The sequence below is a fragment of the Gordonia sp. YY1 genome (assembly GCF_009872315.1).
Taxonomy (GTDB): Bacteria; Actinomycetota; Actinomycetes; order Mycobacteriales; family Mycobacteriaceae; genus Gordonia; species Gordonia amicalis.
This window is the reverse complement of record NZ_WXYI01000027.1, coordinates 20,753-41,534: the sequence shown is the minus strand read 5'-3', so window position 1 is coordinate 41,534 and position 20,782 is coordinate 20,753. Positions and strand designations below refer to the sequence as shown.

Genomic DNA, 20,782 nt, shown 5'->3' with positions numbered 1-20,782 from the left:
TCCAACTCCAGTCCGCCGTAGCCACCGCGAACACCTCCATGATCATGGTGTTGCGACGACCAGTTGAATCCGCCCTGACTTCCGGCATCTGAATGATGTATCAGCTCAGCAGCTTTCACCGGATGTCCCTCTCGTTTGCGCTGCCACAGTGCCATCCGAAGCGGGACCGTCACCAGCTCCACCGTCTTCGATGTCGATGCGTACCACGCCACGATTCGACGGGAGAACACGTCGATGATGAACACCACGTACACCCACCCAGCCCATGTCCGGCAGTACGTGAAATCGGTCACCCAGACCCGGTTCGGTTCGGCGGCACTGAACTGTCGGTTCACCAGATCCTCCGCGCGTACACCATCGGCGGACCTGACCGTCGTCCGAACTCCCTTGGGCCTTCGAATTCCATTGTGGCCTAACACCTTCATCGCTCGATCGACCGCGCCATAGGACACCCCAGGCAGTGTTGTCGGGTGTCTATGGGCGTGCATCTTAACCCGCCCATAGAGGCCCTCCGGAGTCATCTTCCGCCGGCCGTCGTCATCGGTGCGCCAGACTACGTTGCGCACCGCATCGACGACGTGGGCATCGGAGACGGTACGAGTGGCGGGAGCGCGAGTGCGCCATGCCCGGTAGGTTCGTGCGGCAATCATGCAGCCCTGCTCGCGCAGAACCCGGCAGATCGACTCGACCGCAAAACCGTTGGCGCGCATCTGATCTATGAACGTCACGATCGTCGGTTGCGGGGGTCGAGTTCCCCCGCGAAGAAAGTTGTCGCCGCTTTCAGAATGGCAACGTCCTCTCGCAACAGCTTGTTCTCCGCCTTGAGTCGCTTGATCTCGGCGGACTCCTTCGAGGTGGTCCCGGAGCGGGCGCCGGCATCGACCTGCGCTGCACGGCCCACCGACGTACCGTCTCCCCACCGACACCGACCTTCTGTCTCACGACCAGGCTGGCAGTCAGCGGATCCAATAAGCGGGAGGGAAACGGCTCCGCGGGAACGGGATTCGTGCCGAACTGGGCGTCCGGCTCACCGACGACGATGCTCCGACGGCGCGATCCCATACCTCTTCCGGTAAGCGGCAGCGAACCTGCTCGCACTCGAGAATCCCCACCGCGCAGCGACTTCGGCGACAGTTCCGGAATCATCCGACGACGTCAGGTCGGCGCGTGCCCGACTCAGACGAATGTCGCGCAGCGTCTCCGTGGGGGTGGCGCCGACATGCTCGGCGAAACCCTCCTGCAGTCGCCGCAGGCTCGATCCGTCGACCTCGGCCATGTCTGCCAGCCGCCAGTCGCGAGCCGGATCGTCGTGCAACGCGTCGAGGACCCGCTTCACCATCCGCGGTCGCAGGCCGGTACCGGCCTCCTCCGGTGAGACCGCCAGGATAAACGCGCTGCTGACCGCACTGGCGAGTTGCGGACCGACGAGGGGGGTTCGCAAGCAGGGGGTTCGCAAGCAGGTCGGCCGGTTCCCGAAGCTGCGCTGTGAGCGCGCGGACGAGCGCGAACCACGACTTCTCGTCGGGCCCGCTGAGGTCGATCTGGTCCGGGAGGAGAAGTCTCGAGCGAAGTGGGGCGGCCCGGACCCGATCGGCCTCACGCTCGAGGTATTCGGCGTCGAACTTCACCCCGACGACCTGGCAGTCGGCAGACCATCGGGTGATGAGGGACGGCCGGTCGGCGGCGAACACGGTGGCCTGCCCGGCCTCCGACGTCGTGCGGACCGACCCGGCGCGTGACTCCAGGACGTCACTGACGGGGATGTTGATCTCGTAGGCGTCGGGGTAGTCGCAGGCGATCGACACCTCGGTTCCCCAGTTCAGCCGGCCGATTGTGACCGGGCCCAGGTCGACGGTCTGCAGATTCAGCTCGAGGTGGTCGGGCGACGACAGCGCGGTCAGCTCATGCGGGAAGTACACCTGCTCGATGGCCCGGTGTGCCGCCTCCCAATCACTGGTCTGCGTGCCACCACGGCCGACATCTGCCGCTCGATCGCCACCAGCCCCGACTTCGAGGCCGTCATCACCAAGGCCGGCGGACGCACATTCGGCCACCCTGCCGTCATCGGTGTCAACGGACCGATCCACGACGACCTCCGTTCCATGGTCGATCCCGCCCTGCAGCCACAGGAGGTCGACCGCTGGATCGACGATCTGGTCCGCCCGATCGCGCGCCGCTACCTGAGCGAGTTCGAGGACACCGGGCGTGCCGAACTCATCGCCCAGTACTGCGAGCCCGTCAGCGTCCGCGCTCTCGGCGACCTGCTCGGACTGCACTCGGTCAGCTCGGACAAGCTGCGCGAATGGTTCCACAAGCTGTCGAACTCGTTCACCAATGCGGGCGTCGACGAGAACGGCGCGTTCACCAACCCCGAGGGATTCGCCGAGGCCGATGCCGCCAAGGAGGAGATCCGCTCCATCGTCGACCCCCTGCTCGACAACTGGATCGTCAACCCCGACGACAGCGCGATCTCCCACTGGCTGCACGACGGCATGCCCGAAGGTCAGACCCGCGACCGCGAGTACATCTACCCGACCCTCTACGTCTATCTCCTCGGCGCCATGCAGGAGCCCGGGCACGCGATGGGCTCGACGCTCGTCGGGCTGTTCAATCCACCGGACCAGCTCGAGCGAGTCATCGACGAGCCCGCCCTGATCCCCCGCGCCATCTCGGAGGGCATGCGGTGGACCTCGCCGATCTGGTCGGCGACCGCCCGCATCAGCACGAAGGACGTGGAGGTGGCCGGGGTCGAACTCCCCGAGGGATCAGTGGTGCTGATGTCCTACGGCTCGGCCAACCACGACCACGCCGTCTACGACGCCCCCTCGGAATTCGACCTCACCCGACCCCCGCTGCGGCACCTGGCATTCGGCGCCGGCAACCACGCATGTGCGGGTATCTACTTCGCCAATCAGGTCTGCCGGATCGGGCTCGAAGAACTGCTCGAGGCAATCCCCAACCTCGAGCGCGACACCGGCTCCGACGTCGAGTTCTGGGGCTGGGGCTTCCGCGGCCCGACCTCGCTGCACACCACCTGGGAGGTGTGATCATCATGTGCAGCTCAGACACCTTCACGGTCGAGGCCGGGAAGTCGTCGGTGCAGTGGGGACCGGACCAGAAGATGCTCGATGCGTTCCTGCGCAACGGGGTGTGGGTCCCGAACTCGTGCAACCAGGGAACCTGCGGCACCTGCAAGGTGCGCGTCGTGCGCGGAACCGTCGACCACCCACCGGCCCCGGACACGGTGCTGTCGATCGCCGAGCAGGAACAGGGTTTCGTGCTCTCCTGCCAGACCACGCCCGCCTCCGACGTCGTCATCGACCCGCCGGCCGAAGAAACGGGCTCACCACGACATGTGTTGCGCGACATCGCCGGAACCGTCGGTGCCGTCACTTCGATTGCCGACGACACCGTGTCGGTGACGGTACTCTTCGACGAGCCGCTGGAGTTCACGGCCGGCCAGTACGTCGAGCTGACGGTGCCGGGAACCGTTGAGACACGGCCGTATTCGATGGCCAATCCGCCGAGCGAACCCGACAAGCTCGAGTTCCACATCCGGCGACAGCCCGGCGGGTTGGCGACGGAGGGCTGGATCTTCGAGTCTCTGGACGTCGGCGACCCGGTCACGATGTCCGGCCCGTGGGGCGATTTCTGCTACGAGCCGGAGGAGTCCGGCGTCGGGTTGGTCCTGCTGGTCGGCGGGACCGGCCTGGCTCCGCTGAAGGCCATCGCCCGGGCAGCGCTTCAGGACGACCCCGAACGTGAGATCCACGTCTACCACGGCGTCCGCACCCGGGCCGAGCTCTATGACGTCGACTTCTGGGAAGGACTTGCGACCACCTATCCCGCTGTCCGGTACATCCCGTGCCTGAGTCGCGAACAGTGGCCCGGGCGAACCGGATACGTCGGTGACGCGATGATGGAGGACCTTCCGTCCTGCCGGAATCACGCCGCCTATCTCTGCGGCCCACCCGCGATGGTCGAGGCGGGGGTCAAGGCACTCAAGCGCCGGCGCATTCCGCCGCGTCGTATTCGGCGGGAAAAGTACACCCCGGCCGTGAGTCTCGCCGCGGTGTGAGCCAAGCCGCGACCACTCTCCGCGTGCAGGTTTCCCTCCCGCCCAACCTGTTTCCCTCCCGCTTGTCGGATCTAATCAGCGGGAGGGAAACGGCTCCGCGGGAACGAAAACGCCCCGCCGGCACAAGCCGACGGGGCGAATCGCGTTGGTTTCGACGCGGCTCAACCAGCGGTGTGGGTGATCAGCGCAGCAGCGCGCGGCTCATGACGACGCGCTGGATCTGGTTGGTGCCCTCGTAGATCTGGGTGATCTTGGCGTCGCGCATCATGCGCTCGACCGGGAAGTCGCGGGTGTAGCCGGCGCCGCCGAAGAGCTGGACGGCGTCGGTGGTGACCTCCATGGCGACGTCGGAGGCGAAGCACTTCGACGCCGAGCTGATGAAGCCGAGGTTCTTCTCACCGCGCTCGGCGCGGGCGGCCGAGGTGTAGACCATGAGGCGCGCGGCCTCGACCTTCATCGCCATGTCGGCGATCATGAACTCGACGCCCTGGAACGAGCTGATCGGCTTGCCGAACTGCTTGCGGTCCTTGACGTATTCGATGGCCTTGTCGAGCGCACCCTGCGCGATGCCGACGGCCTGGGCGCCGATGGTCGGGCGGGTGTGGTCGAGGGTCTGCAGGGCGGTCTTGAAGCCGGTGCCCTCGTCGCCGATGATGCGGTCGAGCGGGATGGTGCAGTCCTCGAAGTACAGCTCCGCGGTGGGCGAACCCTTGATGCCGAGCTTCTTCTCCAGCGGGCCGACGGTGAAGCCGGGGTCGTCCTTGTGGACCATGAACGCGGAGATGCCGTTGGCCTTCTTCTCCGGGTCGGTCACCGCCATGACGGTGTACCAGGTCGACTTGCCGCCGTTGGTGATCCAGCACTTGGAGCCGTTGAGAACCCAGTTGTTGCCGTCCTTGCGGGCGCGGGTCTTCATGCCGGCGGCGTCGGAACCGGCCTCGCGCTCACTCAGCGCGTACGAGGCCATGGCCTCGCCGGAGGCGATGCCGGGCAGCACCTGCTGCTTCAGCTCGTCCGAGCCGTTGAGGATCAGGCCCATGGTGCCGAGCTTGTTGACGGCGGGGATCAGCGACGACGAGGCACACACGCGGGCGACCTCTTCGATGACGATGCAGGCTGCGATCGAGTCGCCGCCCTGGCCGCCGAACTGCTCGGGGACGTGGATGGCGTTGAAGCCCGATGCGTTCAGCGCGTCGAGGGCCTCCTGCGGGAAGCGCGAGTTCTCGTCGACGTCGGCGGCGTGCGGCTCGATCTCCTTCTCGGAGAGCGCGCGGATCGCCTCACGCAGAGCGACATGCTCCTCCGGAAGCTGGAAGACGTCGAAGTCGGGATTTCCGAAACCCATGACAACTCCTCACGGCACGGGGTGCCAAATTGGTGGTTACTTACCAGTGCATCACGGCACTCAGTGCCATGTCAACGCGCGGCGACACAGCAGGAATGCGACCCACCTCATCGATTCTCCTCGCCGGGTCCGGCGTTGTCCCGAACCCGCCCCAGATGCTCAGGGTTTTCGCAGCTCATCGGCCACACGACGGGCCACCTCGTCCGGCGACGTCCCGGCCGGATAGGTCACGACGGTGACCTGCTGCTGCTGCAGCTCGGGATCGCCCACGGCACCGCCCACCGAGCCTCGGGCACCGAGTGCCACCGCGATCCGGGCGAGCTCGCGGCGCAGGCGTTCGAGGGTCGCGTCGGCGTCACCGCGGATCATCTGCCGGAGCAGATAGTTGTGGGTGCCGGTGATCGCCGCGACGTAGGCCACGATGTGCACCGGCGGCTCGTCGGGCAGTCGCCGACGCAGGAACTCCTCGAAGGCGCCCTGGTAGCGGTAGGTGGTGACGAGCTCGCGATCACGCAGCGCCGGGACCTCCTGCACCACCTGGGCGCGCCGGACGGCCAGATCGCGGTCCCGTTCGAAGTGCCGGAACACCACCTCGGCCGCAGCACACACCGCCGACCAGGGATCCCCGACGTACGACGCCAGGGTGTCGTCGACCTGACCCAGCAGGGACTCGTGATCGGCGAAGATCACGTCCTCCTTGGACCCGAACTGCCGGAAGAAGGTGCGACGGGACATCCCGGCGGCCGACGCGATCTGCTCGACCGTCGTCGACTCGTAGCCGTGTTCGCTGAACAGCCGGATCGACTCGGCGACGACGCGCATGCGGAAACCCGCGCTGTCGACATCGGCAACTGACATGGGTCAAGTATCACCACATGAGCGCCCGCACGGGCGCACCACCCGAATCAGTAGCCGGCCGAACGATGTTCCCGGCGCCCGAATGCACCGGTCGGCCGCGGGCTCACGTCGAGGCCGGCGTCCGCCCGGAATCCACGACGCGGCCCGAGACGCGACCGTTTGCCCGCGAGGTCCCGAGCAGTGGCCGATTTTCGACTCGGATTGGGTTGCTGCGACGCCCTATTCGGCGCGGGCACGGTCACGCAGCTCGCCCTTCAGGACCTTGCCGGTGGGGGTACGGGGGAGTTCGTCGGCGAAGATGATGTCGCGCGGCACCTTGTAGCCGGCGAGCAGTCGACGACCGTGCTCGATGAGCTCCTCGCCGGTCAGCGTCGCACCCGGCTGCAACAGGACGTAGGCACGCGGTCGCTCTCCCCACTTCTCGTCCGGTACACCGATCACCGCGACGTCGACGACGGCGTCGTGACTCACCAGCGCCTGCTCGACCTCGATGGTGGAGATGTTCTCACCGCCCGAGATGATGATGTCCTTGGCGCGGTCGCGGAGCTGGATGTAACCGTCGGGATGCATGACGCCGAGGTCGCCGGTGTGGAACCAGCCGCCCGCGAAGGCCTTTCGGGTCTCGTCCGCGTCGCGGAAGTATCCGGCCATCACGTTGTTGCCGCGCAGCACGATCTCGCCCATGGTCTCGCCGTCGGCGGGTACATCGACCAGCGGCACCTGCTCGGGCACCACCACGCGGGCCGTCTCGGCCTGCACCATCCCCACGCCCTGGCGGGCGAGCTTCGCAGCGCGGTCGGCGGGTTCCAGTGCGCTCCAGGCTTCTTGATGCTCACAGATGGTGTACGGGCCGTACACCTCGGTGAGGCCGTACACGTGGACCACGGTCACGCCGATCGCCTCGAGGGCACCGATCACGGTCGGCGACGGCGGCGCACCCGCGGTGGTGATGTGCAGCGGACGGTTCAGAAGATGCGCCCGCGGCGAGCCGACGATGGTGGTGCAGACCGTCGGCGCACCACACATGTGGGTGACGCCGAGATCGTCGATGGCGTCCCAGATGGCGTCCGCGCGGACGGCCCGCAGACAGACGTGGGTGGCACCGGCGTGGGTCACCGCCCACGGCGTGCACCAGCCGTTGCAGTGGAACATCGGCAACGTCCACAGGTAGCGCGACGACCCGGTGAACTGGTTGTGGAAGGTCTCCCCGAAGGAGTTCAGGTAGGCACCCCGGTGGGTGTACATGACGCCCTTGGGTTTACCGGTGGTTCCCGACGTGTAGTTGATCGAGATGATCGCGTTTTCATCGTCGACCGTCCAGGCGATCGGCGCCGGATCGAGGTCGTCGGCGGCGGTCAGGTGGTCGTCGTAGGAGACGAGGCCGTCGATGCCGGCGTCGACGACGGGACCGGGGGTCACACCGAACTCGGGGTCGGCGATCTCGACGACCGTCTCGACCTCGGGCACCTGCCCGATGATCGCAGAGACGGTGTCGCGGAACTCCGCGTCGAAGTAGAGGGCCTTGGCCCCGGAGTGCTGGAGGATGTAGACCAACTCGGGTCCGGCGAGCCGCGAGTTGAGTGCGACGAGGACGCCCCCGGCGAGCGGCACCGCGTAGTGCGCGATCAGCATCTCCGGGATGTTGGGGGCCAGGTAGGCCACGCGGTCCCCCGAGTGGATCTTCGTGGCAAGGACGCGAGCGAGGCGCTGCACGTGGTCGGCGAACTCGGCGTAGGTGAGTCGACGCTGCCCGTAGAGGATCGCCGCGCGGTCGGGGAAGACCGCCGCCGAACGCTCCAGGAAGCGCAGCGGGCTCAGTTCGGAGCGGTTGGCCCCGCCCCATTCCGTGGTCGACGGGCCCGTGCCCGTCGCAAATGCATCGGGCGTGGAGACCGACATCGTTCCTCCGTTTTCTCGCGACCGTGCGACCGGGCCCGAGGTTGTGACGGCCCGTACGTGCGACGGCGATCTAGGGTACTGATCACATCGAAACGCCTGCACCCTCCGAAGAGGGGGTTCGAGCCCGACACCGTGACCGGATCGGTGCACGCACCGCGCGGATAGCGGGCACCACAAAATGTGGGACGGAGCCCGGTGCACTACGTACGGTGGATCCATGGCAACTCCCACTGAGAGTCCCACCCCGTCGCGACCCACTCCGATCGCCAAGGAACCAACCGTCGATGATCCGGTCGCCCCGGCCGAAGTCTCCGCCGACGACGAACTGTCGGCCGACGAACGGGCGTTGCTCGTCGACAACCTCCGGTTCGTCCTCGACGGACGCTGGCGTGCCACCCGGGAAACGGTCCGCGAGAACTCCAACCGAGCCGATCTGCTGCCCGACCCCTCCCGCACGCTGGAGGAGGCACGCGCCCACACCCTCGAGGTGATGCGCGAACTCGCGTCGCAGGGCTTTGCTGCGGCCGGCTTCGCGTCCGACCACGGCGGCACCGGCGACATCGGCGCCTCCATCACCGCCATCGAGATGCTCGGATATGCCGACCTGTCGCTGATGGTGAAGGCCGGCGTGCAGTGGGGGCTGTTCGGCGGTGCCGTGGAGAACCTGGGCACCAAGCGCCACCACGACAAGTACGTACCGGGCATCATCAACATGGACATCCTGGGCTGCTTCGCGATGACCGAGACCGGTCACGGCTCCAACGTGCAGGCCATCGAGACCACGGCCACCTACGACCGCGACGCCCGCGAATTCGTCATCCACTCCCCCACCCCGTCGTCGCGCAAGGACTACATCGGCGGGGCGGCCGAACACGCCCGCTTCGCCGCGGTCTTCGCCCAGCTGATCACCGGCGGTCCCGACGAGGAGCCCGAGGGACGTGGCGTGCACTGCTTCGTCGTGCCGATCCGCGACGAGGACGGCAACGATCTGCCCGGCATCACCACCAGCGACTGCGGCCACAAGGGCGGTCTCGACGGTGTCGACAACGGCCGCATCATGTTCGACAACGTGCGGGTCCCGGCGGAGAACCTGCTCAACCGCTACGCCGACGTGGCCGAGGACGGCAGCTACAGCTCGCCGATCGAGAACATCAACCGTCGCTTCTTCACGATGCTCGGCACCCTCATCCGTGGACGCGTGAGCGTGGCCGCAACCGCGGGTGCGGCGGGCCGCAAGGCATTGACCCTCGCCACCCGTTACGGCCTGATCCGCAAGCAGTTCGAGGCGCCCGACGCCACCGACGAGATCACCGTCATGGACTACCTGGGCCACCAGCGAAAGCTGTTGCCCCTGATCGCGAAGTCGTACGCCATCGCGTTCACCCAGAACGAGATCGTGGCCGAACTGCACGAGGTCCAGTCGGTGGCGCCGGACGATTCCGACGCCGGCCGGCAACGCCAGCTGGAAGGACAGGCCGCAGGCCTCAAGGCCTACGCGACCTGGCACGCCTCACATTCGATCAACGTCAGCCGCGAGGCCTGCGGCGGCGCGGGATACCTGGACGAGAACCAGCTTTCGATCATCCGCGGCGACATCGATGTGTTCACCACCTTCGAGGGTGACAACACGATCATGATGCAGCTCATCGCCAAGGAACTGCTGTCGTCGTATTCCGATGACGTGCAGGGCCTTTCGGCGGGCGGATGGGTCCGTTTCATCGCCGGGATGGCGCGCGACGTGGTCGCCGAGAAGACCGCCGTCCGCCAGGTGGTGCAGACGCTGCTCGATAGCTCCGACGAGGACACCGAGAAGTCGGCGCTCACCGACCGGAGCACGCAGATCCGGTTGTTTCGCAACCGCGAGGACCACCTGGTGCGCACGTGTGCGCAGCGGTTGCGACGTGCGCTCGACGACGAGAACGACGCCTTCGACGTCTTCAACAACGCGCAGGACCACCTGCTGAAGGTCGGGCACGCGCACATCGAGCGGGTGGTGCTCGAAGCGTTCGTCGAGGCGATCGAGAACTGTGATTCACGTTCTGCTGCAGAACTGTTGGGCAAGGTGTGCGACCTGTTCGTGTACTCCGCGCTCGAAGCCGACCTGTCCTGGTTCATGATGCACCGGCACATCTCGGTGGAGCGGGCCAAGGCGGTCCGGCGCGGTGTGAACGAGCTGTGTCAGGAACTGCGCCCGCACGCACGTTCGCTGGTCGACGCCTTCGGCGTCCCCGAGGAACTGCTGCGTGCGCCGATGCTCGAGAACGTCTGATCCGAGAGACCATCCACCCGAACGGACATCGACCCGACCACACTGCGCCCGGCCTGTACCCCCACAGGCCGGGCGCACGTGTTGTGGACGGTTGGGTTTGAAATGCCGGAACCCGGGCACACTGCCCCCGACGCCGTGGTGAAAACACCCGCCGCGACGTGACTCGGATGATCTCGCACGCCGCCGCTGGGCAGGTTCGGCCCCTCACGTGGCCGCGAATCGTCTTGGGAACAAAGAACGCTCGTTGACGACAGGGGTCCGCTGACTGCGCGGCCACTGCGATCGATGCTGCCCGCAGACCGGTCGTCGTCACTCTCGCGGCCGCTGGCCGACCCGCTCCATCGTCCACCACGACTGTCAGGGGAATCATGTTCCGCCACACCGACTACATGCAGTTCGACGTCAAACCCGAGAAGCCCGACCCCGTCTACGCACGCAAACTCCAGGAGCTGCTCGGCGGCGCCTACGGTGAGATGACCGTGACGATGCAGTACCTCATGCAGGGCTGGAACTGCCGCATGAAGGGCAAGTACAAGGACATGATCATGGACATCGCGACCGAGGAGATCGGTCACGTGGAGATGATCGCCACGATGGTGGCCCGTCTGCTCGAGGGCGCACCGGTCACCGATTCCACCGCCAACGCCCTCGGCGATCCCGTGGTCGCCGCGGTCCTCGGCGGCACCGACCCGACTCAGGCGATCTTCTCCGGCGGTGGCCCACGCCTGGCAGACAGCAACGGTGTGCCCTGGAACAGCGGATACATCACCCACAGCGGCAACCTGCTCGCCGACTTCCACGCGAACGTGACAGCCGAGGCGCAGGGGCGGGTGCAGACGGCGCGACTGTGGCACATGACCGACGATCCCGGGGTGAAGGCGATGCTGCGCTTCAACCTCGCTCGCGACACCTTCCATCAGAACCTGTGGCTCAAGGGCATCGAGGAACTGAAGGCCGACGGACTGGAGGGCACCATCGCCCCCGACGACCTGTTCGACGAGGAGTACAGCGAGCACGCGAGCACGCTGTGGCACCTCTCCGACGGCACCGAGTCCGACAAGGGCGGATGGGCCAGCGGCCCCACCCCGGACGGGAAGCACGAGTTCACGTTCCTCGCGGATCCGCAGCCGCTCGGCGACCGCCAATCCGGTCCGCCGCCGGATCCGAAGCTCTACGCGACCTACGATGGCGCCATGGGAGACCCGCAGAAGCCGCAGTTCGGGACGGAGAAGGGTGTCATCGGCAAGATCAAGGACGCCGTCGATCCCGATCCGACCGGCTAGAAAGCCGTCGCCGGTGCGGCAGGCCGCGGACTCCCCCAGGGTTCGCGGCCCCGCCGTGCCACCGGCGGTACCGCTTCATCTACGGAGGTGCCATGCCTGACCTGCCCGACCTCATCACCACACCGTTCCGCTGGCTCGGTGCGCTGCGGCACGCGCGGGTGTTCCATCCCGACGGTCTGCTGTGCGGAGGCCAGGCGTCGGTCTCCGGGGACCACCCGCTGCCCTTCCGCTCCGGGCCGGTCACGGTCCGTCTGTCGAAGGGTATCGGCACCCCGGGCGGCCTGCCCGACATCGTCGGCGTGGCCGTGCGGTTCCCCGCTGCGGCGCCGACGAACGCTCCTGCCGATTCCCCGACGCCGAACGCCACCGGCGATGCCGCGTCCGGCGCATGGGACCTACTCCTGGCCGGACCGGCACCGCTGTCCGGCCGCCTCCCCGTCCCGCTCCCGGCCACGCACTGGGCCCCGACCGCCGTCTCGAGCCTCACGCCCTACCGGTACGACGGCGAGCTGTACTGGATTCGTGCCCGCATCATCGAGCCGACCGGGCCGTCCGGTCTGGATGTCGAGGATCTCGCCGCGTGCCTGCGCACCAAGCGGCCGGTCGTGATCATCCTGGAAGCCGGGTTCAGGCGATTCGTGCCCCTGGCCCGGATCGAACTCGACCACGTGCTGACCGGGCTCGACATCGACTTCGATCCGATCCTCCACCGTCCCGACGGGGTCGAGTTCGCGCCGTCATGGCTGGGTGACCTGCGTCGACGCGCCTACCGCGACAGTCGGAAGGGACGTCACTCGGTGGTGTCCTGATCCTTCTCCTCGGACCTTCCGGACTCGGGCTCGCCGGCGTCCGCTTTCCTGCCAGAGGGCGGTAGTCCCATCCGCACGGCGGCGTGGGCCTGCGCGAGTTCACTGCGGAACACCTCGACGTCCCGGGCCCAGGCCTGCGCGAGTTTCCCGGACGTCAGCCGCACCCCCACACCTTTCCGACGTCGCGGCACACCGTGGAGTTCACCGAGCGCCGGAGCGCTCTCCCAGTCCTCGGGCGTCGGCGAGTTGTTGGGCGGGTAGATCTTCGCGATGTCGGCGAGCGGGGTCGTCACCGCGCCCTGACGCAGCGTCGTCTCGGTGAGTTCGACGCTGACGTGTCGTCGCGCCGCGGTCACCTGGACGAGCGAGAAACCGAACAGGATCACCAGGAAGATGATCAGGACCGGCCAGTGCACCTGTCCGGGACCAAGGATCTCCATGACGAGGACCGCGAGGACGAGCACGGGACCGATGAGGACCACCCACCTGCTGCCGCCGGGTTCGTAGAACAGAACCTCACCCGGATCCGTTCCCATATCGGATTCGCCGGGCTCGGTTCCGTCGACCGGGTCTGGCGCCTCGTCGGTCACGGCTTCTTCTTGCGCTGTGTGCGCTGCTTCTTGGGTTCGGGCGCCTTGCCGGTGTACCAGGTCTCCGAGTCCGGCCGGTAGGCCAGCAGCGACCCGAAGAGACCGACGATGGCGGCCAGCAGCGCCAGGGCGAACACCGGCGAGCCGAGGCCGACGCTGAGGAACAGCAGCATGGCCACGACGACGAGCGTCAGCGCCGACAGGGACGACCGCCACCGGGCATCACCGGTGAACGCCTTGCTGCCGAGCAGGATGTAGGCGACACCGACGAGCAGGACGAGTATGCCGAGCATCGCCGAGGCCATCGACCCGGAGTCGTCGACCGCGGACAGCACCACGACGAGGACACCGAGAAGGGCCAGGAACGCTCCCGACACCACCCAGCACCGGTAGGCCCAGACGACGAGTTTCGGACGCTTCGCCGGGTCGGGACTTGTCACTGCTTCTTCGGTCCTTCGCTGTCGGAGTCGGTGTTCTCGGTGTGTGGGCTCTCGGGCTTGCGGAGGTCGGGTGTCCCGCCTCCGGCGGCGGCCTCGGATGCACTGTCACCATACGGTGTGTCACCGGGCTGCGTCCCCGGCTGTGACGGGTTGTGGCCGTAGGGGTTCTGGCCGTACGGGTTCTGGCCGTACGGGTTCTGGCCGTACGGGTTCTGGCCGTACGGGTTCTGGCCGTACGGGTACTGGCCGTACGGATACGGCGGGGCGGGCGGCGGCACCGGCCGGGGCTTACGTTCTTCCGCCATGCGCCGGCAGTACTTCTCGGAGTCGGCACGCATCAGCAGCACGGTCGCGCCGAGTGCGGCGACGCCGCTGATGACCAGGGGCACCATCGCCCACGTCGGGTCGGTGTCCCCGAACAGGGAAAAGACCAGGTTGACGACGATGTAGACACCCATCGCACCCAGCACGATGCGGGCCCAGTTGTAACCCTTGCGCGTGAACCACACGACCAGCGCGGTGATCGCGGTCAGGAACACCGACATCGCGACGAGCACCCCGATGACGAAACCCGACGACGTCATGAACTGCAGCTGGTCCGCGGAGACGCCGTTCGGCGGGTTGTCGCGGACCTGATCACGGACGAGGTCGACGAAGGTGCCCGTCTGCGCAAACAGCGCGACGATCTGTCCGACGACGACCACCGCCCACAGTTCGACGGCGATCGAGATCGAATCCGGGATCCTCGGGTGCAGCTCGGCGTCGGACTCTGACGAGGCGCGCATCGGGTCGAACGGTGCGGACATGGCACCAGCCTAGTGGGACGCGTCACCGGCCCCGCGCACACGTCCGGCGAGGTCCCGTGCGGAAGGGTCAGGACAGCCGGTTCGCGACCTCGGTGGCCCAGTAGGTCAGGATGACCGACGCTCCGGCACGGCGGATCGAGGTCAGCGACTCCAGGATCGCGGCGTCGCGGTCGATCCAGCCCCGCTCCGCGGCGGCCGTGATCATCGCGTACTCACCGCTGATCTGATAGGCGGCGACGGGGACGTCACTCATCTCGGCGACATCGCGCACGATGTCGAGATAGCTCATCGCGGGCTTGACCATCACCATGTCGGCGCCCTCCTCGAGATCGAGGCGCACCTCCCGCAGCGACTCGATCCGATTGGCCGCGTCCTGCTGATAGGTGCGTCGGTCGCCCTGCAACGACGAGCCGACCGCCTCCCGGAACGGCCCGTAGAAGGCCGACGCGTACTTGGCGGAATAGGCCAGGATCCCGGTGTCGGTGAAGCCCTCGGCGTCGAGTGCGTCGCGGATGGTGGCGACCTGGCCGTCCATCATCCCGCTCGGCCCGAGGAGCTGAGCTCCGGCGCGGGCCTGCGCCAGCGACATCGACACGTAGCGGTCGAGGGTCACGTCGTTGTCGACGCGTCCACGGCCGTCGAGCACACCGCAGTGCCCGTGATCGGTGAACTCGTCGAGGCAGGTGTCGGCCATGAGGACCGTCGAGTCACCGAGGTCGTCGGTCAGCGCGCGCAGTGCCCGGTTGAGGACTCCGTCGTCGGCGTCGGCACACGAGCCGGTCGCGTCCTTGTCTCCCGGACGCGGCACGCCGAACAGCATCAGACCGCCGACGCCGGCCTCGACCGCCTCCGCCGCGGCGGTGCGCAGCGAGTCCATCGTGTGCTGCACGACGCCGGGCATCGACGAGATCGGCTTCGGCTCGTCGATGCCGTCGGCGACGAACATCGGCAATACGAGTTGCCTTGGCGCGAGAGTGGTCTCGGCGACCAGCCGACGCATCGCCGGCGTGGTGCGCAACCGGCGGGGGCGGATCAGCGGTGCCATATCGTCTCCTTCGTCTCACGAGCCCTTCGAGGCTCGTCGCTATCGCTCCTCACACCTCAGGGAGCAGAGCAGCTCACGAACGCGATCGACGAGACTTCTTGCGCGGCGGGGGCAGTGCGCCCTCGGCACGAAGCCGGGCGGCGTGCTCGGCGAGCGCGTCGACCAGTTCGAGGACCGAGGCGTTCTCCGGCTGGACATCCACGCGCAGACCGAATTCCGTTGCGGTCTCGGCGGTCTTGGGGCCGATGCACGCAACGATGGTGCGCGCGTGCGGCTTTCCGGCGATGCCGACGAGGTTGCGGACCGTCGAGCTCGAGGTGAAGCAGACCGCGTCGAAGCCGCCGGTCTTGATCATCTCGCGGGTCTCGGCGGGCGGCGGTGCCGCACGGACGGTGCGGTACGCGGTGACGTCGTCGATCTCCCAGCCCCGGTCGCGCAGACCCTCGGACAGGGTCTCGGTGGCGATGTCGGCGCGCGGCAACAGGACTCGATTCACCGGGTCGAAGACGTCGTCGTAGGGCGGGAAGTCCTCGAGGAGGCCCAGCGAGCTCTGCTCACCCGACGGCACGAGTTCGGGGTTGATACCGAAGGAACGCACCTTGTCCGCGGTGGCCTCGCCGACGCAGGCGATCTTCACACCGGAGAACGCACGGGCGTCGAGTCCGAACTCGGCGAACTTCTCCCACACGGCGCGGACCGAGTTGGTGGAGGTGAACACCACCCACTGGTAGCGACCGTCGACGAGCCCCTTGACCGCGCGCTCCATCTGCGCGGGACTGCGCGGCGGCTCGACGGCGATCGTGGGCACTTCCTTGGGCATGGCGCCGTGGCTGACGAGGCGGTCGCTCATGTCACCGGCCTGGTCCTTGGTGCGCGGCACCAGCACGGTCCAGCCGTAGAGGGAACGCGACTCCCACCACGAGAGCTTGCCACGCGAACCGACGACCTTGCCGACGGTCACGACCAGCGGTCCGGTCAGTGCGTTGCCCTGCTCGTTGAGGGTGGCGAGGGTGGCCTCGATGGTGCGCTGGGCGCAGGTGGTGCCGTTGATGGTGATGGCCGCGGGGGTCTGCGGCGCCATCCCGTGCTCGGTCAGCGCGCTCGCCGTCTCGGCCAGGTGGCCGGAGGTGGCGTGCAGGACCAGCGGGCCCGGGGCGGCGGCCAGGGCGGCCCAGTCGACCTCGCCGCGCACGTCGGCCTCGGTGTGGGTCGAACCCAGCGGCATACCGGCGTAGCTCGGGACGACCGAGGCGGCGGGCAGGCCGGGCAGCACCTCGAAAGTGACCGAGTGGCGGGCCACGGCGTTGACCTCGGCGAGCACCGAATCGGTGGTCAGCGGATCGCCGGCCACGACGCGGACCACGTCGTCACCGTTGCGGGCGGCGGCCACGAGGGTCTTGGCGACCTCGGTCGGGTCGCCCAGCGCCGGACGCACCACCGACTCCTCGTCGGACTGGCCGGCGTCGGGTGCGGCCGCGGCGGTGGTGCCGTCGGACGGCGCGGTGCCGGCGGCGTCGGTATCGGCTTTCTCGTCCGCCTTGTCGGCCTTCTTGGCCGACCGGCGGGTGTTCGGTGCGGGTTCTTCGCGGTGTGCGCTGCCGATCAGCGACACCACGGCAGCCGGCACATCGGGATCGATGTAGGCCGTGGTCGCATTGATGATCACGGTGCGCGCCCGCACGGTGAGCAGGTCGGGATCACCTGGACCCGACCCCACGAACAGGATCCGTCCGGGATTTGCCTTCTTCGTACGGCTCATGGGTTCGCACTCTCCTGCCCTCGCGTGGAGGGCTGCAGTTCGTTCTCTGCTAGGGAGAGTTGACGAGTTCGCCCGCTCCCAGCTCCAGCAGTTCGGCGGCGAGATCATTACCCAGTTGGACGGCCCGATCGACCGGGCCCACCACCGAAGCGCGGATCACATCGGATCCGTCCTCGGCCGCCACCGCCGCACGCAGCGACAGTTCGGCGAAGATGCGCCCGTCCTCATCGATCGACTCGACCACCTCGGCGATCGCTCCGACCGGTGCGGTACATCCGGCTTCGAGAGCCGCGAGCACCGACCGTTCGGCCTCGATGGCCGCCCGGGTGGACGGGTCGTCCAACTCGGCGAGTATTCTCACCAGTTCGGCATCGTCTGAGCGGCACTCCACAGCGAGAGCACCCTGCGCCGGAGCCGGCAGCATGACGACCGGATCGAGCGCTTCGGAGACCACTTCGGTCCGTCCGATCCGCACGAGGCCGGCGCGGGCGACCACGACTGCGTCGAGTTCGCCGCTGGCGACTTTGCCCAACCGAGAATCTAGGTTGCCTCTTAGGGGGCGGATTTCCAAACCGAGACCCAATGCTTTAAGCTGTGCCGCCCGGCGGGGCGCCGAGGTGCCGACCACCGACCCCGGCGGTAGTTCCCCCAGGACCAGCCCGTCCCGGCTGACCAGCGCATCTCGCGGGTCCACGCGGGTCGGGACGGCCGCGATCGTGAGGTCGTCCTCGGGAGCGGTCGGGAGGTCCTTGTAGGAGTGCACCGCGACGTCGACCTCGTCGTTGCGGAGTGCGACGCGGATGGCGGTGGTGAAGACCCCGACGCCGATCTCGGCGACCGGAGCGGCCGACGCGTCACCGGCGGTCTTGATGATCACCAGCTCGGCCGGGTGCCCGGCGTCGGTCAGCGCGTCGGCGATGGTCTGGGCCTGGGTGGTGGCCAGCAGGGAACCCCGCGTACCGACCCGGATCGGCGCGGTTCGGGTTTCGCTCATCGGTCACCCTGCTCGCCGGCCGAGTCCGTGGTCCCCAGCCGATCGGGGGCCGAGACCGACTCTGCAGCACCTGGTTTGAGCTCGAACAATTCGCGCAGCGCCTCCGCGTAGTGGTCACCATTGGGAGTCGACGCCAACTGCTTCACGCGCACCGTCGGTGCGTGCAGGAGCTTGTCGACGACGCGTCGGACGGTCTTGGCGACCTCGTCGCGCTGATTGTTCTCGAGGTTCGGGAGCCGGGTCTCGAGACGCAGGATCTCGGCCTCGACGACGTCGGCGGCCCGCTGACGGAGTGCTGCGACGGTCGGCGTGACCTCGGCCTGACGCTGATGGGTCAGGTAGTCGGCGAGCTCGGCGGCGACGATCGACCGGGCCGCAAGCGTGTCGTTCTCGGCGGCCTGGGTCTCCGAGTCGCCGCGCAGACCCTCGATGTCGACGACGTGCACACCGGGCAGGCGGGCCGCGGCCGGATCGACGTTGCGTGGCAGCCCGAGGTCGCAGATCACCATCGGCGTGGTATCGCCGCGGAGGTTTCGCTCGGCGAGAGCCGAATGCACGGCACCCACACTGACCACGGAGCCGACCGAACCGGTACAGCTCACCACGACGTCGGCGGCGGCCATGGCGGCCGGCAACTGGTCGAGGCCCACGCCGTGCACGGTGATGCCGTGGTTGGCGGCGATGTTGTCGGCGAGGTGGCGCGCGTTCTCGACCGTGCGGTTCACCACGGACATCTCGGTGACGCCCTCACGGGCCAACTGGGCGGTCGCGAGACCACCCATGGCGCCCGCACCGACGACCACCGCGGTGCGCAGGCGGTGCGCTCCGGTCGCGGGATCCGTCAGCAGCGACTTGGCGCGATGCAGGGCCACCGACACCACCGACGCGCCGGCACGGTCGATGCCGGTCTCGGTGTGCACCCGCTTGCCCACCCGCAGCGCCTGCTGGGCCAGTTCGTGCAGGACACGTCCGGCCGAGTCGTTGGCGTCCGCGCTCAGGTAGGCGTTGCGGATCTGGCCGAGGATCTGCTGCTCGCCGACGACGAGCGAGTCCAGGCCCGCGGCCACGGTGAAGAGGTGCTCGACAGCGGCCTCGGAGTAACGCACGTAGGCGTGTCGGGTCATGTCGTTGACGGTCATGCCCGAGTGGTCGCCGAGGACCTCGCCGACCGCCTCGAGGGCCGGGTGGAAGGCGTCGACGACCGCGTAGATCTCGACGCGGTTGCACGTCGACACGACCATGGCCTCGGAGATCGCCCGTGACGAGAGCAACTCGTCGACCAGCTTCGGACGGTCGTGGTCGGAGACCGCCAACCGCTCGAGCACCTCGACCGGCGCACTGCGGTGCGACACCCCGAACAACAGAACACTCACGCTGTCACCGTTTCTTCACCCATTGCGTTTCCGCGGCGCCCATCGGCCGCCTTCACCTCGCGAGGCGCACCGACGTCGCTGCGTGAGGAGATCTTGAGGTCGTTCCGTGGGGCCTGTGTCGTGCCACGGGATGCCTGGAACGCCAACACCTGTAGTTCCAAGGCTAGATCAACTTGTCTGACGACGACATCCGCCTCCGTCGTCAGGGCCACCGGGGTGACGTTGAGCACCTGCCGGATCCCGGCCCCGACGAAGGCATCGAAGGCGCTTCGGGCGTCCTCGTCGGCGGTGGCCACGACCCCGATCTCCACCGCGGGTTCGACCTCGGCGCAGACCGACGCGATCTCGGCGAGTGGGGCGATCCGCGGCCCGCCGACCTCGAACGATGTACCCGCGAGGGCCGGATCGGCGTCGAACATCGCGGCCACGCGGAACCCACGACCGAAGCCGGTGTGGGCGAGCAGGGCACGTCCGAGCTGTCCGGCACCGGCGAGGGCGACCGTGTGGATGCTGTCCGTGTGCAAGGTCATCGAGATCCGTGCGGTGAGACGACCGACGTCATATCCGACGCCGCGCACACCGTTCGCGGCGACGTAGGAGAGGTCCTTGCGGAGGATGGCCGGGTTCACGCCGGCCGCGGTGGCCAGTTCCCCGCTGGAGGCCACCAGGATGCCGCGCTGGCTGAACGAGCGCAGGACGTGCAGATAGGTGGCCAGCCGGGCCACTGTGGGCGCCGGAATGTCTGTTGCGACCTCCGGGGCCGGCGGTGGGAGTGCGGACGCGGGAGGCTCGGCGTCGCCCGGCTTCTGACGATCGGCGCCCACGCTCACCTCCATTCCCCTTCACACACCACGACCCATCGAGGATATAACCCCCTGTGAAACTCTTCACATGGACCCTCATGATTCGCGGGGCTGTGTTAAACACCACCGTTTCTCCGCGATGGCGGATCGTCGCCGGACCGGCCGGTTCAGCCCTGACGGGTGAGGTCGGCGCGTAGTCGGGGCTCGTCGACCTCCCAGTAGCTGTGCTCGTCGCCGTCGAGCAGCACCACCGGCAGCCGGTCCCCGAATTCCGCACGGATCTCGGGACGGCCGTCGGCCGCGGCGCTGTCGACGTCGACCTCGGTGAACTCCACTCCGAGCTCGCCACAGATCCGCGTCAGATCGCGACGAGCAGTCGCGCACATGTGGCATCCCTCACGGGTCAGCAGTTCGACGGTCATGCCGACCAT

At 67.8% G+C, this 20,782-nt stretch carries 17 protein-coding genes and 2 pseudogenes; 5 read left to right on the top strand and 14 right to left on the bottom strand.

From position 1 onward, the window contains the following. Window positions 1-68 precede the first annotated feature (68 nt). Both BPODLACK_RS22170 and BPODLACK_RS22160 read right to left on the bottom strand, forming a co-directional pair. Window positions 69-945: pseudogene (locus tag BPODLACK_RS22170) on the bottom strand (IS3 family transposase); the annotation flags it as partial. An 82-nt stretch (window positions 946-1,027) separates the two neighbouring features. Beyond that, window positions 1,028-1,928: pseudogene (locus BPODLACK_RS22160) on the bottom strand (AraC family transcriptional regulator). Between BPODLACK_RS22160 and BPODLACK_RS22155 the strand changes: the two are divergent. After that, the gene (locus tag BPODLACK_RS22155) at window positions 1,905-3,047 is read left to right on the top strand and encodes a cytochrome P450 (RefSeq protein ID WP_236577752.1); all 1,143 of its coding nucleotides are present in this window, start codon (window positions 1,905-1,907) and stop codon (window positions 3,045-3,047) included. The pseudogene BPODLACK_RS22160 and the gene BPODLACK_RS22155 overlap by 24 nt on opposite strands. Before the next feature lie 5 nt (window positions 3,048-3,052). Beyond that, window positions 3,053-4,078, top strand: a complete 1,026-nt coding sequence (locus BPODLACK_RS22150) for a 2Fe-2S iron-sulfur cluster-binding protein (protein WP_159406261.1) — start codon at window positions 3,053-3,055, stop codon at window positions 4,076-4,078. A gap of 181 nt (window positions 4,079-4,259) precedes the next feature. On the opposite strand, the gene BPODLACK_RS22145 is transcribed toward BPODLACK_RS22150, so the two are convergent. The 3 genes from BPODLACK_RS22145 to BPODLACK_RS22135 form a co-directional block, all read right to left on the bottom strand. Then, complete coding sequence (locus BPODLACK_RS22145; protein ID WP_006437571.1) at window positions 4,260-5,423, bottom strand: acyl-CoA dehydrogenase; 1,164 nt, start codon at window positions 5,421-5,423, stop codon at window positions 4,260-4,262. Window positions 5,424-5,582: 159 nt separating this feature from the next. Beyond that, the gene (locus tag BPODLACK_RS22140; RefSeq protein WP_159406260.1) at window positions 5,583-6,281 is read right to left on the bottom strand and encodes a TetR family transcriptional regulator; all 699 of its coding nucleotides are present in this window, start codon (window positions 6,279-6,281) and stop codon (window positions 5,583-5,585) included. A gap of 219 nt (window positions 6,282-6,500) precedes the next feature. Beyond that, entirely contained in the window at window positions 6,501-8,180 is a 1,680-nt protein-coding gene (locus BPODLACK_RS22135) for an AMP-binding protein (RefSeq protein ID WP_159406259.1), read from the bottom strand. 217 nt (window positions 8,181-8,397) lie between these two features. On the opposite strand from BPODLACK_RS22135, the gene BPODLACK_RS22130 reads away from it, so the two are divergent. From BPODLACK_RS22130 to BPODLACK_RS22120, 3 genes are all read left to right on the top strand, one after another. Beyond that, window positions 8,398-10,449 carry an acyl-CoA dehydrogenase family protein gene (locus tag BPODLACK_RS22130; protein WP_159406258.1) on the top strand — a complete coding sequence of 684 codons (2,052 nt, stop codon included), beginning with the start codon at window positions 8,398-8,400 and terminating at the stop codon, window positions 10,447-10,449. A 368-nt stretch (window positions 10,450-10,817) separates the two neighbouring features. After that, window positions 10,818-11,732, top strand: coding sequence for a manganese catalase family protein (locus BPODLACK_RS22125; protein ID WP_159406257.1), 915 nt, complete (start codon window positions 10,818-10,820; stop codon window positions 11,730-11,732). 92 nt (window positions 11,733-11,824) lie between these two features. Continuing rightward, window positions 11,825-12,541: a hypothetical protein gene (locus BPODLACK_RS22120; RefSeq protein WP_159406256.1), complete on the top strand. Its 717-nt coding sequence runs from the start codon at window positions 11,825-11,827 to the stop codon at window positions 12,539-12,541. Here BPODLACK_RS22120 and BPODLACK_RS22115 read toward each other — a convergent pair. From BPODLACK_RS22115 to BPODLACK_RS22075, 9 genes are all read right to left on the bottom strand, one after another. Beyond that, complete coding sequence (locus BPODLACK_RS22115; RefSeq protein ID WP_159406255.1) at window positions 12,523-13,131, bottom strand: DUF3093 domain-containing protein; 609 nt, start codon at window positions 13,129-13,131, stop codon at window positions 12,523-12,525. The two genes, BPODLACK_RS22120 and BPODLACK_RS22115, sit on opposite strands and share 19 nt — an antisense overlap. Further along, window positions 13,128-13,571: a hypothetical protein gene (locus BPODLACK_RS22110; protein ID WP_159406254.1), complete on the bottom strand. Its 444-nt coding sequence runs from the start codon at window positions 13,569-13,571 to the stop codon at window positions 13,128-13,130. Before BPODLACK_RS22110 ends, BPODLACK_RS22115 begins: the two co-directional genes overlap by 4 nt. Beyond that, window positions 13,568-14,377, bottom strand: coding sequence for a hypothetical protein (locus BPODLACK_RS22105; protein ID WP_159406253.1), 810 nt, complete (start codon window positions 14,375-14,377; stop codon window positions 13,568-13,570). Before BPODLACK_RS22105 ends, BPODLACK_RS22110 begins: the two co-directional genes overlap by 4 nt. Window positions 14,378-14,444: 67 nt before the next feature. Next, a complete protein-coding gene (hemB, locus tag BPODLACK_RS22100) occupies window positions 14,445-15,422 on the bottom strand; it encodes a porphobilinogen synthase (RefSeq protein WP_159406252.1) in 978 nt (325 codons plus the stop codon). Between the two features lie 73 nt (window positions 15,423-15,495). Next, window positions 15,496-17,181, bottom strand: a complete 1,686-nt coding sequence (locus BPODLACK_RS22095) for a uroporphyrinogen-III synthase (RefSeq protein ID WP_159406251.1) — start codon at window positions 17,179-17,181, stop codon at window positions 15,496-15,498. A gap of 49 nt (window positions 17,182-17,230) precedes the next feature. Next, complete coding sequence (hemC, locus tag BPODLACK_RS22090) at window positions 17,231-18,175, bottom strand: hydroxymethylbilane synthase (RefSeq protein WP_159406250.1); 945 nt, start codon at window positions 18,173-18,175, stop codon at window positions 17,231-17,233. After that, window positions 18,172-19,548, bottom strand: coding sequence for a glutamyl-tRNA reductase (locus BPODLACK_RS22085; protein ID WP_006437559.1), 1,377 nt, complete (start codon window positions 19,546-19,548; stop codon window positions 18,172-18,174). Before BPODLACK_RS22085 ends, hemC begins: the two co-directional genes overlap by 4 nt. Next, entirely contained in the window at window positions 19,545-20,372 is an 828-nt protein-coding gene (locus BPODLACK_RS22080; protein ID WP_159406249.1) for a redox-sensing transcriptional repressor Rex, read from the bottom strand. Before BPODLACK_RS22080 ends, BPODLACK_RS22085 begins: the two co-directional genes overlap by 4 nt. 146 nt (window positions 20,373-20,518) lie before the next feature. After that, a complete protein-coding gene (locus BPODLACK_RS22075) occupies window positions 20,519-20,773 on the bottom strand; it encodes a glutaredoxin family protein (RefSeq protein ID WP_159406248.1) in 255 nt (84 codons plus the stop codon). Window positions 20,774-20,782 lie beyond the last annotated feature (9 nt).